Here is a 15,978-nt window from a genome sequence, read left to right as displayed (position 1 = left end):
GCAGAATCAATCTTCTGCCTTCGCCTCAGAAATTTCAGCATTTTCGAGTTCTTTTGATTCAGCCGCAAGTACTTCTGCAAGTGCATCTGGATCGGCCTGAATGTCCTTTACTGGCGCTTTGTCTTTTTTCTTTTTCTTCTTTTTTTTCTTTTTCTTCGGCTCTTCTTCCTCAAGCTCGGCACCATCTTCAATGGCTTGCCAGTAATCCAGCTGTTCCATTACCGCAGCATAAATCGAATGCTTGCTGTATCGGCCTTTCTTATCCAAAGTTCCGACCGGACGCGCCATCAGGATTTCTAGCGCCTGATCAATGGTATCGATGGCATGAATATGGAATTGACCTGCTTCAACGGCTGCAATCACGTCTTTACGCAACATCAGATGCTGCATGTTCTGACGCGGAATAATTACACCTTGTTTACCAGTCAGGCCTTGTAACTTACAGGCATCGAAGAAACCTTCAATCTTGGCATTCACGCCACCAATTGGCTGTACCTGACCAAGTTGGTTCATGGAACCGGTAATTGCCCAAGACTGGTCAATTGGCAACTGGCTGATCGCAGAAATCAGTGCAGATAGTTCTGCCACAGTAGCGCTGTCGCCATCGACTTGACCATAGCTTTGTTCAAAAGCCAGTGCGGCAGAGAAGTGCAGGGTTTGTTCACGGCCAAAATGTGCTTTCAGGAAGGAAGCCATCAGTAACACGCCTTTAGCATGTAACGAACCACCAAGTTCTACACTGCGCTCGATATCCAGAATGTCACCGCCACCTTGATAAACCGATGCTGTCAAGCGTGAAGGCAGACCGAATTCCACATCTGCATAGTGAATTACAGACAGGGCATTGATTTGACCAAGACGATGACCACGAGTTTCAATCAGCTGGGTACCACGAGATAAATCCTGCCAATACAACTCACGTAAATAGCCTAAGCGATATTTACGATGATCCAGTGCCGTATTGATGTGCTTTTCGGAGACCATCTTGTCATCGGCTTTAAAAGCGTGATGATGTGCTTCACGGATCAGATCACCTAAGGTCAGGGCATGTAATGACAAGGAGCTTTGGTCTTCGGCCTGACGGCTTGAATCAGTCAGTAAAGCAGCCAAGGCAGAACGGTCAAATGGCAACAATTTGTCTGCCTGAACGTAATCTGCGATCAGCTGTATATAGGCCTGCTCATTTTCGTCATTACGTTGTAATGTATCTGTAAAGTCAGCGCGGATTTTAAAGATGCTGCCGAGCTCTGGTTCAAGCTCTAGAATCTCATAATAAACTTCTGGCTCAGCCAACAATACGATCTTGATATCTAAAGGAATTGCTGCGGGTTCAATCGAAATACTGCCAGTTAGGGTCAGCATATGTTCCAAAGAAGATAACTTCAGCTGACCAGATTTCAGCGCTCGTTTTAGCCCTTGCCATGCATACGGCTGTTCTAACAACTGTTCTGCTTCGATCATGAGGAAGCCGCCATTGGCGCGATGCATCGAACCCGGACGGATCAAGGTAAAGTCGGTAGTAATCGTGCCATTCTGAGTGAGCTGTTCTACATGCCCAAGCAGGTTGTAATGGGTTGGAAAATCTTCAAAGATCACCGGTGCACCACTATTCGGCTTATGCGTCACAATGACATTGGCCTGATAACGAGATGGCACGCGACTGAATAGACCTGGAGTAAAGTCATCTTCTTCCTGTTCCAGCACGATTTCGACATTGTTAATAATGTCTTCTGCATAGAACTTTAGATATTTATCCAGACCTTCCACATCTTTAAATTTGGCCAGCATCTGCTCAACACGTGGCACGACCACCTGTTTGGCAATATCCCGGTTCAGTACTTGCACACGGTCACGGGCATCATCTTCTAAATCACCAAGATGTAAACCCAGACGCTCTAGTTTCTTATCCATGTAGCGCATGTTGGATGCGATTTCGGCACGATCTTTGTTGCTCAGGGCATTCAGGTCATCCTGCGTCATTTCCTGCAACTTGTCATCTTTCAGATGCACTGGGACAAAGCAGTGCTCATCATTACGAGAAATCAGCTTCAGATCGAATTCTTCACCTTCACGGGTTAATTCAATCAGTGCCTGCTGCTGCTCATCACCCGTTTGCTGACGAATCATCTCAATACGGTTGTAATAAGTTTCCGCAGTAAAACGACGTTCCAGCTGTTTCAGAATAGTTTGCCAGCTTTGATGCAGCATGGCCTGGAATTTAGGGCCTTGACCTGCAGGAAACTGCAATGCAATCGGCTGACGGGAATTCTGGAAATTATTCACATAAACCCAATCATTCGGCGTCGCTACTGTTTTAGCATGCTGCTGTAACAAGCGCTTGACCATGGTGCGCTTGCCAAGACCAGCAGTCCCCACGGCAAAAATGTTATAGCCCGAATATGGCAGGGCAATCCCGGCTTCTACCGAAGCACGTGCACGATCCTGACCAAGAAAATTATTTAATGGTTTAATGCGCTTGGTCGAGGCCGGAATTTTATCCAGTTTTGGAATATGTGTCAGTTGCGTTGGCTGCAAGCGGGTTTTTTCAAGAGTAGGTTGTATTTCGCTTTGTTCAAATGCTGACTTAAGCAGTTCAGCAGCTTGGTTTTGTTGTTCAGTTGTCGTGGTGTTAATCGTATTGGCGGTTATTGAAGAATGAATTTGATCGAGTCTCTGGGTCACTGTTGATGTCCAAAACGAAATAGTGCATTAATGATTTAAGGTATACAGAATTAGCTGAAAAATTCAAGCGAACATGTCGCTTTTGACGTAAAAAAATAAATCATCTACGCAGAGAAAATGGTAAATCTTGTTGAAAGATCCCGTATTAAAGGATTGAATAGCAACTACTGGTTTTTTGCGGAAAATAATAAAGCAATGACAACACAAACGACGGGTTGGAAATCCGCCTTTACAGCCTTTCTGGATCGGCGTGCGCTGATCATGCTGTTCCTGGGTTTCTCAGCCGGTGTGCCGATTCTCCTGATCTTTTCAAGTCTGTCTCTTTGGCTCGGTGAAGCCGGTATTAGTAAAAGTGCAGTCACTTTTTTTAGCTGGGCTGCTTTGGGTTATTCCTTCAAATTTGTCTGGGCACCGCTGATTGATGAATTGCCGGTTCCATTTCTAACCAAAGCTTTAGGTCGACGTCGTGCCTGGCTGCTGATTGCCCAGATTCTGATTGTTTGTGCCATCTGTATCATGGCTTTTTCAGATCCAGCCTTGGGACAGTCTCATTTACAGCAAATGGCACTGGGTGCGGTCTTGCTTGGTTTTTCCGCAGCAACTCAGGACATTGTCATTGATGCCTACCGTATTGAGCTGGCAGAAACACAGATGCAGACCGTGTTGGCCTCAACCTATAATGCAGGTTACCGAATCGGGATGATCGTGGCGGGTGCAGGCGCATTATTCCTTGCAGCCTACTTAGGTACCGCGAAAGGCAACTATATCTATGATGCCTGGAAATGGACTTATCTAGCGATGGCTGCAGTGATGCTGGTCGGGATTATTACGACATTGTCGATTCGTGAACCGCAAGTTGATCGCGTGCGTAAAACCTATGTGCGCAGTGACTATTTCCGTTTGGTTGGGGTGTTCTTCATCGCCGTCATCAGCTTCGTCCTGAGCTATGTGTATTCGGGCAATTTGGTGGGCATGTTAACCGAACAGTTTACTATTCAGGATACCTTCGCCTTATTTGCTTTTGAATCTTTACGCTTTATTGGTTCTGGTGCAGTCGCATTTGGTGTAGGAACGGCCTTGGTGAAAATGGGTGCGGTCAATCGGGAAATGGCCTATGAAACCTGGGTCAACCCGGTTGCAGATTTCTTCAAACGCTATGGGTTGAAACTGGCTTTAGTACTGTTATTGCTGATTGGTTTTTACCGTGTTTCTGACATTATCGCCGGTGTTATTTCCAATGTGTTCTATCAGGATATGAACTTTAGCAAGGAACAGATTGCTGAAGCGGTGAAAGTTTATGGGGTGATTTTCTCACTTCTAGGCGGTTTCCTCGGCGGTCTTTTAGCGCAGAAGATGAACATCATGAAGCTGATGTTTGTCGGTGCCATTTTGGCTTGTTCAACTAACCTGATCTTTATCGGCTTGGTGAAATCAGGGCAGCAACTGAATCCAGTAGAAATTCAGGTGGGGCAGCAGCGCTATCAGGCAGAAACAGATGAAGTGGGGTATTGGAAAGTAAAAGTGCCTGCACAAGTGCTTGCTGATGCCAAGCAGATTCAGGTTCAGGCAGCTTATGCTGATGCTAATACGGCTGATAGTGCAGTCAACGTGACTATGCCATATTTACTGCAAAGCGCTGGCAATGCACAACTGCAAGTCATGCCAATTACCAGTGACAATACCTTAAATGTTAATGAAGAAGGCAGCATTGTGGTGCGTGGTCAATATGTCGGTGAAGCCTTACAAGATAATCAAAAGATCATTTATGAACTGAATGATGAGCGTTTTGAAGCCAAGCTGGAAGAACAGGGTGTGTTTAGTGCAGCTATTCCGGCAGAGAAACTAAAAACAGCACCTGCACATCTGATTAGTGCGGTGTTGATGGATGGTGAACGCGCTGTTCAACAAGTCACACATGTCTACCAAACCACGACTGATGCTAAAAATACCAAGAACCTTGATATTGATATCCAGCCACTGGTGCCTGTGGATGTAAGTAGTACTACTGATATTGAAGTAACCGGCAAGGTGATCAAGCCATATAGCGATGCCTGGTTGTACTTTGCCATTATTGTGGACAATCTGGCGGCTGGTCTGGCAGGCGCAGCATTTATTGCCTTCCTGTCCAGTCTGACCAGCGTCTCTTTTACTGCAGTTCAATATGCGATTTTCAGCTCACTTATGACGCTAACCCCTAAGATTTTAGGGGGATATTCAGGTACTATAGTGACCAATATCGGTTATCCGAACTTCTTCCTGATGACCACATTAATCGGGATTCCAATTCTCATTTTAGTGGTTTGGGTTGGAAAATTACTCGGTGAACACCAACAACAATCTGGCAAATAAGGATGAATAATATGCACATGCTGCATACCATGCTCCGTGTAGGCAATCTGGAACAGTCATTAAAGTTTTATACTGAAGTGCTGGGTATGACTTTACTTCGTAAGCGTGATTATGAAGAAGGTCGTTTTACGCTGGCATTTGTGGGTTATGGCGATGAAGAAAACCATACCGTACTTGAACTGACTCATAACTGGGATACAGACAGCTATGAACTGGGCAATGCCTATGGTCATATTGCGATTGCAGTAGATGATGCCTATAAAGCCTGTGAAGAAATCAAGGCGCGTGGCGGCAAAGTGGTTCGTGAAGCAGGTCCAATGAAAGGTGGCGTAACTGTGATTGCCTTTGTTGAAGATCCAGACGGTTATAAAATCGAACTGATCCAGCAAGATCAGAATGCACGTAATAACTAAGTTATACGTGAATATTATTGGGATTCCTGGATAAGGATATGAGATGAAATCATAAACTTAAGCTGGAATCACGCCAATGAAATGCCCGGAATCTGTTAAGATAGCCGGGCATTTTTATATCAAACAATAAAATTTGAGGGATGAAGGGATATGCTGAAGCTGTTGGCATTGGACCGATTTACGATACTATTATTTGTCATGGTGATACTCGCAAGTTTTATGCCAGTATCAGGGCAGGCGGCTGAAGTCTTTTCATCGATTACCACGATTGCCATTGCTATCTTATTTTTTCTACATGGTGCCAAGTTATCACGTGAAGCAGTGGTTGAAGGGCTAATGCACTGGAAACTGCATACACTAGTTTTTGCATTCACTTTTGCACTGTTCCCTATCATCGGCTTATTAGCCAAGCCGGTGCTGGTTCCAGTTCTGGGCCAGGAGCTATACTGGGGCTTCCTGTTTATGTGCTTCCTGCCATCTACCGTCCAGTCTTCCATTGCTTTTACCTCCGTGGCGCAGGGCAATGTCGCGGGTGCGGTATGTAGTGCCTCATTCTCGAATATTATTGGGATGTTCATTACCCCAGTATTGGTGGCCTTTTTTATCTTGGGCCAGTCACAACATGGCTTTGATCCGACTTCATCCATTATTCAGATTACTTTGCTACTCCTCGTGCCGTTTATTCTGGGGCAAATCCTGCGTCCTTGGGTATTCCCACAAATGAAAAAAATGCCGAAGATCGTGAAATTCTTTGATCAGGGCTCGATTCTGATGGTGGTCTATGGGGCATTCAGTAGCGCCGTTGTGGCAGGGCTGTGGCATCAGGTGAGCTTATCAACCTTGTTAGTGTTAATCATTGCTTGCTCAGTCTTACTAACTTTAGTGATGCTGCTGGCACTGTTTGTACCGCGCTGGATTGGTTTTGATAAAGCTGATCAGAAAACAATTTTCTTCTGTGGCTCGAAAAAGACACTGGCCAGCGGGGTACCCATGGCACAAATCCTATTTATTGGTCAGCCTTTGGGGATGATTGTATTACCGATCATGATTTTTCATCAGATCCAGCTCATGGTCTGCGGTATTATTGCCAATATGTGGTCGAAACAGATTGAAATCAAAACCGAAGAATAATTCGCTTATTGATTTTGTTTCACGTATAATATTGCCCAACTTGTTGTGCTTAGCTCTGACGGTATCCGTCTCGGTGGGCCAAAAGAATGGTCTGTTGTGGTGTTGATCTGCCTGAATGTAATTCTGGCCTTTCCTCAGTTTCTGAGAGTGATCAATTGCGATGACAGCAAAACCTTCTTGATCTTTATGGAGAATCGACCATGCGCGCCGATATTCACCCAAAATATGAAAAACTAGTTGCTACTTGTTCATGTGGTAACGTAATCGAAACTCGTTCAGCTGTTGGTAAAGAAACTCTTTACCTAGACGTATGTTCAGCTTGTCACCCATTCTACACTGGTAAGCAAAAGAACGTTGACACTGGCGGTCGTATCGACAAGTTCAAACAACGTTTTGCTGGTATGTCACGTTCTGTTAAACGTTAATACCCAAAATGAAAAAACGGGCTTTAAGCCCGTTTTTTTGTGCCTGAAATTTGTGGATTCACAGCATTCAGGTCCTGTACAGGAGCTTAGTGCTCCTGTACATCAATTAAATGATCCAGTTTTTTCTGGAAATAATCACCCTGAATGAAGCGTGCATCGACATTCCAGGCATTGGCAAATGAAGTCATGTCATTCAATTCACGAAGCAGGAGGTAAACTGGTTTGATTTCCAGATAGCCAGTAATTTTTTCCTGTAACTCTTCGGTATTGGAATTTAATTGCGCTGTCAGCTGAGGATGAATGGTTAAAGCATTCACATCCATTTCACGTAGCAAGGTTTCGCTATACATTGAATTGCCGAATTCACGAATCGAAATTTCTGCGCCGTGGTCACGTAGAATACGGATATATTTCTGCGCATCCTCACGATTCAGGATCAGATCTTCTTCAGCAAACTGTAAGGTCAGCGGATGCTTCAATTTACTGCGAATAATCGTAATCAGTTTGGAGATAAACTCAGGGAAGCTACGATCCTTGAATAACACGGCACGATTCAGATTGATGATTAAGCGAGCTTTAGGATACTGGGTAATAAAGTTATGCAATTGCTTACATGATTCGACCAGAATCCAACGATCCAGTTTGATAGAAAGTTCATCATCTTCACGCAGTTCCAGCAGCTTGGAAATATCCTGCCATTTGTTTTCAAAGATAAAACCGCTGGTCACCTCATAGGTGTATAAGTTGGTATCTTCTTTGTCATACAGCTGTTGATATTTTAAATGAATCTCGCCGCGTTCCAGACATTCACGCAGCGCATGCAAGATTGAACCTGGCATCGCCATGGGTGCAGCTGCCGCAGCTGGTGTTATAGGAGCCATAGCTGGAGCAGGGGCTTGATTAGATGCTGTTACTGGTGCAGCGGATTCCGCAATGCTAAATTCCAGACTTGGAATGGCTTCTGCAGGTGCATGCATATCTGATGGGATATCTAGTACAAATGTAGAAGATTGCTGTGCTTGTGGCAATGGCGTAGAGAAGGCACGAGCAACATATTGATCCAGCTGTGCATCATCACGTAATTCACTGTCGAGCTTGGTATAACCGATGCGTAAGTTCAGCGAATAGCTCTGCTGATTAACCGTAATCAGCTGTGGTTTGGTCAGTGCCGCTAGCCCAATCAGTTTGGATTCCAGAATTTCTTGAGAATCTGCCTGAATAGCACCGACCAGAACATCATGTTCTAGTTTAAACAGCGATACACGAACCTGTTCTTTTAAGAATTTCTCAATTTCATGGAAATAGCCCATGTAGGTCGCCCAATCTCCATTTAAGATTTGAGGCTCATAAGCAGCGAAAGAGAAAGTGATCAGTGCATTGGCATTAGCAGGCTCACGGCTCAGCTCACGTTTTAGTAATTGTAAGGTACTTGGCTTGGCTGCAACTTTTTCAGTTGTCGTATTGACTTGAGTTTTCGCAGTATCAATTGTCAGCTGTAGTGCATCTTCTTCACTAGTCGATGCCAAAAACTCCAGTTTAAGTGGATTAGCTGCAGCAATACTTGGATTGGTGGAATGAATTTCAAAACCACCCAGCTCAAACTGACCTTGAGAAATTTTCTTAAAACGAGTTTTAAACTCATTCAGCTCTTGCGGTTGCAATAAATCCAGTAAAGGCAGACCAATAATGTCATCTTCAGAATTCAGGCCAAACAGTTTCAGGTAGTCTTCATTGGCCTGAATGTGGATACCTTCCTGGATAGTGGCTACCGCTTTATTGCTGTCCTCAACCAGAGATTGTGCCTGAGTTTGCGCAGTTTCCAGTTCTTCCACTAAATGCTGCTGAGTCTGCGTCAGGCGGCTGAAAGATAGGGCACGTACAAGGCCTAGATAAAAACGTTCTGGATATTCCAGATTCAAAATGTCATAAACACCTTTCTGGATATAACCGGTATATTGGTCAGCCTGATAGTCTTCAGGTTTAAGCAACAGAATCGGTAAATTTGGCTGTTTAGACAAGCGTACCAGACTGAGTGCCTGTTCATATTTCAGGTCATAAGCACGACCAAAGATGATTAGATCCCAGTTGAAATTCAGCTGCTTTTCAAAATTCTGCAAGTCATCTAGCAGAACCGCATCTACCTGATACTCATTTGCGGTCAAAAGATCACGAATCTGGTTAAATCTAATTTGATTATCATCAATAATCAGTAAACGCGTTTCCGTACGTTTTAACTTTTTAGACAATAATGGATTTCTCACTTCAATGCTTCCCATAAATCGTGATTATTGATTTCATTCATTTGCTTGTGAATAAAGCCTTTAATGATCTGTTCTTCCTGATCATTCAATAATTCATAGTCAAATCGAATAAAGCTTTGTGTGATTAACTGCGCTTTGGTCAGATAAATCTTCAGTTCATGACCATCAACCCGCAGGTGAATCGTCTGTTTTTCCCTAAACATCTGTACACCTGACACAATGATGCTATTCGAGATCTGATCCAATTGTGTGGTTTGTACCAGCAGTGCAGGCTGATAATTTTTCACATTACGGTCAGTCCGTGCATAAACTGCACATGGGAACAGGTCTTGTGCCAGAATTTCTAATCCCAGTTCCAGACTCTTTTCTGTTGATTGCTTGATCCAGCGAATTACGCCACCACGCCATTGGCTTTGGGCATTTTCCTGAACCAGAATAAATTCGCCGGTTTTTAAGTTAGATGGGGTATAACCTGTCCATTTGATCCGGTAACCGTTGACGCTGATGTCCAGTACTTCGGCATGATGAATCTGCTTGGCTTCACGATCCAGCGCTTTGATATGGCTAAATGCACCCGGAACAGTATTTTCTGATGAACTAACAAAGCTGCTTTCACTCTGGAAGTTATAGCCACCTTCAACATCTAAAGTTTCATGGAAATTCTTGCCTTGAGACAGATAGAAATGTGCAACCGACAAACCAAAACAGATATTGATGTGTGCCGAATATTCATAACGCTCATGACGACGTTCCATGGTGGTCGTTAACAGGTTATAGATATGGAAATGCAACGCTGGGGTCAGGAACAGTTTTTCATTACGCGACAGGTACTGGGCATTTTTGGTTTGTGTACCGGCCAGATGCTCCATAAGGTTTTGAGTGGCAATAAAAATGCTCGGCTTAAACTGATCATTCAGACGCGAGTTATATACCGGTGGCAAGTCTTTGCTGCCATCCACCGCATAGCGGGATAAAGTAGTTTCTTTGGGTAAAATCTGAACCAGTTTGGCCCAGTCAAAACTGCACAGATAAAGTCCCTGAATTTCTGCGGGACGGATTTGATGAGTATTAAAGATATCTAGCAGGATCAGTTGTGCATACGCATGTGAAATATTTTGTAGTTCATGCTGGGTTCCCAAGACCTGATTGATATTGGTCTGATGGAAATTATTCTGCATCGCAATTTCAAGCAGCTGATGTGCAGCCAACCATTGTCCCATCACGGGCTTGCCATAAAGCATGTGCTGTTGATACAGCAGTAGGCTCAGTTGTTGCAGCGCATAATAAATCGAAATCATGCGTGCCGTCGTCAGGCTTTTCTTTTTTCCCATTTTAAACAGGGAAAAGCTGCTGTTCTCCAACTCATGATCACAGCGTTTGGCAATATCGATATAGGCCTTGGCAAAATGGCTACGCAACAACATTGCCAGTTCAATAATCTGATCATTACGGTCTGTGGTAATCAGGCCTTGATTGACGAAATGCTTTTCCAGGCTGGTGAGTACATTTTCAAGCGTCGGATGCAGTGCCTGAATCAGGTCAAAACGTAGAGTTTCAGCGCACTGTAGTTCAGATATTTCCAGCAGGGCACTGAACAGTGACTTGGATGAGTTTCCTAGTTGCAGGATCGAAATTCCGGCAACCCATTCCTGTAAGGATTTAACATTTGCTGGGCAAAAGCTCAGTTGATCCAGTTTAAGTTCCGTCGGCGTCTGAAAAATATCTGAAGTATGTTTACTCATTTATTATTTAACTCAAAATGTTGAAACCCCAAAAAGCGGTGTCTTATTTTTTTCGCCCGCAATTTCCCGAACAAGTTTAGGAACCAAATACCCCGGTAAGTTCGCTAAAACTTCAGTATAAATATCGTTTATATGTTTAGGTGACAAATCAAAATGATGCGCCCCTTTTACTTTATCTAGTACATGTAAATAATACGGCATCACGCCGGCTTCGAACAAGCGATAGCTTAAATCGACCAAAACCGGTGCAGTATCATTCACGCCTTTGAGTAACACTGCCTGATTGAGCACGGTGATCTGTTGTTGAACCAACTGATTCAATTTGCTACAGGTATAATCATCCAGCTCAGATGCATGATTTGAGTGTACCACCAGAATAATACGTAGCCTACTGTTTTTTAACACGCTTGTCAGCTCGTCATCGATTCGGTTTGGGATGACAATAGGAACTCTTGAATGGATTCTTAAGAATTTAAGCTGTGGCAAAGATTCTAAACGTTCAATCCAGAGCTTCAATTTCCTATTAGAAAGTGTTAGTGGATCACCACCGCTCAGGATTACTTCATTAATATCGGGCTGGCTTTGCAGATAACTTTTAATATTTTCCCAGTCTTCATTCTTGGGTAAATTTTCTTGATAAGGAAAGTGACGTCTAAAGCAATATCGGCAATGTACCGCACAGGCTCCGGTCAGGGTTAGCAGAAAACGTGACTTATATTTATGTAGCACACCTGGCTGTTGATTCGCTTCTTCTTCGCCTAATGGATCAGTGACAAAATCAGGATGCTCTTCCAGTTCCAGATGATGGGGTAGCACTTGTAGTAGCAGGGGGTCAAACGGATTACCAACCTGCATTTTGGCAATAAAGGCGCGTGGCACCCGTAACTTGAATTGTTGAGAAGCCAGAATTGCACCGGAAAGCAGCTGCTCTGGTGAAAGTTGCAGTTGCTCTAACAATTCCTGCGGATTCGTGATCAAGTCACTCAGTTGCGATTGCCAGTTTTGTTCCTGATAGAGAAAGTCTGTCATGAGGGAAGAATAAAAGTAAAAGTGGAAGCGATGACGCTGAAGCAATTAGTTTAACAGTTTGTATATAGTATGAATGTCCCTGTATTGGATAAAGTTTAACGTATCAGTTGAGCAGATTATGCAAGGTTCTGCTTTAACAATCGACATGTGGCACAGACCGAATAGTCTATTCATCAGTATGTCTGACTGTAACTTAGTCAGTGAAGGTCTGTTAAATAGGAATTTTTCGTTGCGGCATGGTGTATTGGTCATTTAGAATACGCAACATCAAATGAATGTGCATGTGGCAAAACATGTTCGTGTCAGACTTGCTAAATGACATTGCAACAGCCCATAGCATCAACAGATTAAAGTTAGTAAGTTTGGAGTGCGCCAGTCATGGCCTATTATTCTACGAATGATTTCAAGTCAGGCCTTAAGGTTATGCTTGATGGTAACCCATGTTCAATCATGGAAAACGAATACGTAAAACCAGGTAAAGGCCAAGCCTTCAACCGCGTAAAATTACGTAACCTTAAATCAGGTAAAGTGTTAGAAAAAACATTTAAATCTGGTGACTCACTAGAAGCTGCTGACATCGTAGAAGTAGAAATGGACTACTTATACAACGACGGTGAAATGTGGAACTTCATGGATCCTGTAACATTTGAACAGATCGCTGCTGACAAAGTAGCTATGGGCGATGCTGCAAAATGGTTAAAAGATGATTCTAACGAAAAATGTACTATCATGCTTTGGAATGGTGTTCCACTGTCAGTAAGTGCACCAAACTTCGTTGTACTTAAAATCGTTGAAACTGATCCAGGCGTTCGTGGTGATACTTCTGGCGGTGGCGGTAAGCCAGCGAAACTTGAAACAGGTGCTGTAGTACGTGTTCCATTGTTCGTTCAACAAGACGAAAGCGTTCGTGTAGACACCCGTACTGGTGACTATTTAGAACGTGCATAATGGTCTGAAAATAGACTATTATCAAAAGGGATGATGAAAATCATCCCTTTTTTAATGTCTTTTATGCCAAAGTCTTAGAGGCAATAAAAAAGAACAGGCGTAAAGTCGCAAGGGAAAACAGCAGTACCTCGAACAAAAAGAATCACGCTGATTTAAATGCAACAGATATGAGGGATTGAATGGAAACTTTACAACAGAAGTCGAGCATGACTTCGAAAATTATGTGGCTCATTGTGGCCATTGTCGGGGCAGTATCCTTTGGGATTCTTGCACTTAGCCGAGGTGAGCATGTCAATGCCGTCTGGCTAGTGCTAGCAGCTGCCTGTGTATATAGTATCGCTTACCGTTTCTACAGTTTATTTATTGCCAATAAAGTTTTTGAACTGAATGAACGCCGTTTGACGCCAGCGCATCGTCTGGCTGATGGTCTGGACTATGTACCGACCAACAAAGGGGTACTTTTTGGTCACCACTTTGCCGCAATTGCTGGCGCAGGTCCACTAGTCGGTCCAATTCTGGCAGCACAGATGGGTTATCTACCAGGTACGATCTGGTTGCTGGTTGGTGTAGTACTAGCCGGTGCAGTACAGGACTTTTTAGTACTGTTTATCTCGACTCGTCGTGATGGCCGTTCACTGGGTGAGATGGCCAAGCAGGAGCTGGGTACCTTTGCTGGTATTGTCGTAATGCTCGGTGCGTTGGGTGTAATGATCATTATCCTAGCAGTATTAGCATTAGTTGTTGTGAAAGCACTGACGAATAGCCCATGGGGTGTATTCAGTATTGCGGCGACAATTCCGATTGCGATCTTTATGGGCATCTATATGCGTTTCATCCGTCCGGGTCGAATCGCAGAGGTATCCATTATTGGTTTCGTATTGATGATGCTCGGCATCATCTATGGTGAAAATATTGCCCAACATCCATATTGGGGTCCATTCTTTACTCTTTCAGGGACTGAACTGACTTGGGCACTGATCATCTATGGTTTCATTGCTTCTGTACTGCCAGTATGGTTGCTGCTGGCACCGCGTGACTACTTATCGACCTTCCTGAAAATTGGCGTGATTGCAGGTCTGGCGATTGGTATTCTGTTTGCGATGCCGGAAATGAAATTACCAGCGATTACCAAATTTGTTGATGGTACAGGTCCTGTCTTTGCAGGCTCCATGTTCCCATTCCTGTTTATTACTATTGCCTGTGGTGCGATTTCTGGTTTCCACGCGCTGGTTTCTTCAGGAACTACACCGAAGCTGGTCAACAACGAACGCGATATCCGCATAATCGGTTATGGCGGCATGTTAATGGAATCATTCGTTGCGATCATGGCGTTGATCTGTGCCGCGATTCTAGATCCAGGTGTGTATTTTGCGATTAACTCACCAGCTGCATTGTTAGGTACAACTGTAGACACAGCAGCTGAAGCAGTACGTACACTTGGTTTTGTGGTCACTCCTGAAGCATTAACGCTGTTGGCTCAGGAAGTGGGTGAGAACTCGATTCTGTCACGTACTGGTGGTGCACCGACCTTTGCGATTGGTATGGCGCATATCATTACCGAAATCTTTAACAGCCGTGAAATGATGGCCTTCTGGTATCACTTTGCGATTCTGTTTGAAGCATTGTTCATCCTAACTGCAGTAGATGCGGGTACGCGTGCATGCCGTTTTATGGTTCAGGATACAGTCGGTATTGTGATTCCTGCAGTGAAACAATCACATAACTTCTTCGGGAACTTGTTAGGTACTGCCGTAGCGGTTGCTGGTTGGGGCTTCTTCGTTTATCAGGGCGTGGTCGATCCATTGGGCGGTATTAACAGCTTATGGCCACTGTTTGGTATTGGTAACCAGATTCTGGCTGCCATGGCATTGATTCTGGGTACCGTAATCCTGTTCAAGATGAAGAAACAGAAATATGTTTGGGTAACGATTATTCCAACCGTATTCCTGTTCATTACTTCGATGACTGCAGGCTGGCAGAAGATTTTCCACGAAAATTCAAAAATCGGTTTCCTTGCACAGGCAGATCGTTTTAATAATGCAATTGCTAATAATGAAATCCTAGCACCCGCAAAAAATGTAGCTGAGATGCATACGGTTGCGATGGCAAACCAAATCAACGCGGGCCTATGTGCTTTCTTTATGATCGTTGCTTTCGTAATGCTGTTTGCAGCCATTGGTGTGATTCGCCGTGCCTTGGCAAATCCGGAACCAACCGTGCATGAAGCTGAAGCGATCTATCGTGATCCTGCTGAGATTAAACCGACAGCGCATCACTAAGGAGACTGGTATGAATCTGAAATTTGCTAAAGGCGGAAAAGCGGTGATCTATAAAATCATTAAAATGACTGTCATGTCGCAAAAGGATTTAATCCTGAATCCAAAAAACTGGTCGCGTATTGCGACCTTGTGGCAACGTTTGCAGCAGAGTTTCCGCCTGATGGTGGGTGTGCCGGACTACCAGACTTATCTGGAGCACATGAAAAAACATCATCCAGATCTGGAAGCGATGGATCCAAAAACCTTCTATCGTCACTGCGTGGATGCACGTTATCCATCTGCTGGTGGTGGTATGAAGAAATGTCCGTGTTAATGAATCAATAAAAAAAAAAGCGCCTTTCGGGGCGCTTTTTTTATGTTTAAAAATCTAGATCGATAAAATACGAGATGGTTATATAGATGTATGATCTGATTTATATCCATTTATAAAATTTAAATTTCATTCAAATGACTTAAAAATATACTTTTAAGATATAGGTTTTATAACTCTAAAATATGTAGATGATTAATTCATTTCATCGCTTTAGCAATATATAAAAAAATCAATTTAAATTGCTTGTGATGATTTATCTCTAATACTGGATCAGGCTATATTTTTTTAAGTTGAGAGGATTGATTGGAGTGGATATAAATTTTAAATGATCCGCTTTTCAGTTGATGTTTCTGATGACTAGGCATGCAAGCCAGTGTAAAGATATATTATTGATCTTTAGTACGAT

Annotated in this window: 11 protein-coding genes; 7 read left to right on the top strand and 4 right to left on the bottom strand. The window is 43.5% G+C overall.

Going from position 1 to position 15,978, the window contains the following annotated elements; genetic code table 11:
• Positions 1-6 precede the first annotated feature (6 nt).
• Positions 7-2,634, bottom strand: a complete 2,628-nt coding sequence (locus BS636_RS15070) for a Lon protease family protein (protein ID WP_416202915.1) — start codon at positions 2,632-2,634, stop codon at positions 7-9.
• Between the two features lie 243 nt (positions 2,635-2,877).
• Here BS636_RS15070 and BS636_RS15065 point away from each other — a divergent pair, with 243 nt between their 5' ends.
• The 4 genes from BS636_RS15065 to rpmE all read left to right on the top strand — a co-directional run bounded on the left by BS636_RS15065 (position 2,878) and on the right by rpmE (position 7,000).
• The gene (locus BS636_RS15065; RefSeq protein WP_099339685.1) at positions 2,878-5,031 is read left to right on the top strand and encodes an AmpG family muropeptide MFS transporter; all 2,154 of its coding nucleotides are present in this window, start codon (positions 2,878-2,880) and stop codon (positions 5,029-5,031) included.
• A gap of 11 nt (positions 5,032-5,042) precedes the next feature.
• Positions 5,043-5,444, top strand: coding sequence for a lactoylglutathione lyase (gloA, locus tag BS636_RS15060; protein ID WP_099339516.1), 402 nt, complete (start codon positions 5,043-5,045; stop codon positions 5,442-5,444).
• A gap of 150 nt (positions 5,445-5,594) precedes the next feature.
• A complete protein-coding gene (locus BS636_RS15055; protein ID WP_099339515.1) occupies positions 5,595-6,575 on the top strand; it encodes a bile acid:sodium symporter family protein in 981 nt (326 codons plus the stop codon).
• Positions 6,576-6,775: 200 nt separating this feature from the next.
• A complete protein-coding gene (gene rpmE, locus BS636_RS15050; RefSeq protein ID WP_004782616.1) occupies positions 6,776-7,000 on the top strand; it encodes a 50S ribosomal protein L31 in 225 nt (74 codons plus the stop codon).
• Between the two features lie 86 nt (positions 7,001-7,086).
• On the opposite strand, the gene BS636_RS15045 is transcribed toward rpmE, so the two are convergent.
• From BS636_RS15045 to epmB, 3 genes are read right to left on the bottom strand one after another with little or no spacing between them, the layout of a single operon-like run.
• Positions 7,087-9,276 carry an EAL domain-containing protein gene (locus tag BS636_RS15045; RefSeq protein ID WP_099339514.1) on the bottom strand — a complete coding sequence of 730 codons (2,190 nt, stop codon included), beginning with the start codon at positions 9,274-9,276 and terminating at the stop codon, positions 7,087-7,089.
• Positions 9,258-11,003 (bottom strand): GTPase, encoded by a 1,746-nt coding sequence (locus tag BS636_RS15040; RefSeq protein WP_099339513.1) that lies wholly within the window; start codon positions 11,001-11,003, stop codon positions 9,258-9,260. Before BS636_RS15040 ends, BS636_RS15045 begins: the two co-directional genes overlap by 19 nt.
• A 12-nt stretch (positions 11,004-11,015) precedes the next feature.
• Entirely contained in the window at positions 11,016-12,032 is a 1,017-nt protein-coding gene (gene epmB / locus BS636_RS15035; RefSeq protein WP_099339512.1) for an EF-P beta-lysylation protein EpmB, read from the bottom strand.
• 378 nt (positions 12,033-12,410) lie between these two features.
• Between epmB and efp the strand changes: the two genes are divergently transcribed.
• The 3 genes from efp to BS636_RS15020 all read left to right on the top strand — a co-directional run bounded on the left by efp (position 12,411) and on the right by BS636_RS15020 (position 15,572).
• Positions 12,411-12,980 carry an elongation factor P gene (gene efp, locus BS636_RS15030; RefSeq protein WP_099339511.1) on the top strand — a complete coding sequence of 190 codons (570 nt, stop codon included), beginning with the start codon at positions 12,411-12,413 and terminating at the stop codon, positions 12,978-12,980.
• A 179-nt stretch (positions 12,981-13,159) separates the two neighbouring features.
• Positions 13,160-15,259, top strand: coding sequence for a carbon starvation CstA family protein (locus BS636_RS15025; protein WP_099339510.1), 2,100 nt, complete (start codon positions 13,160-13,162; stop codon positions 15,257-15,259).
• Between the two features lie 10 nt (positions 15,260-15,269).
• Positions 15,270-15,572 (top strand): YbdD/YjiX family protein, encoded by a 303-nt coding sequence (locus tag BS636_RS15020; RefSeq protein ID WP_099339509.1) that lies wholly within the window; start codon positions 15,270-15,272, stop codon positions 15,570-15,572.
• The last annotated feature ends 406 nt before the right edge of the window (positions 15,573-15,978 follow it).

This window comes from Acinetobacter sp. LoGeW2-3 (assembly GCF_002688565.1).
Classification (GTDB): Bacteria; Pseudomonadota; Gammaproteobacteria; order Pseudomonadales; family Moraxellaceae; genus Acinetobacter.
The sequence above is the reverse complement of the archived record's forward strand: the minus strand, read 5'-3'. Positions and strand labels throughout refer to the sequence as shown.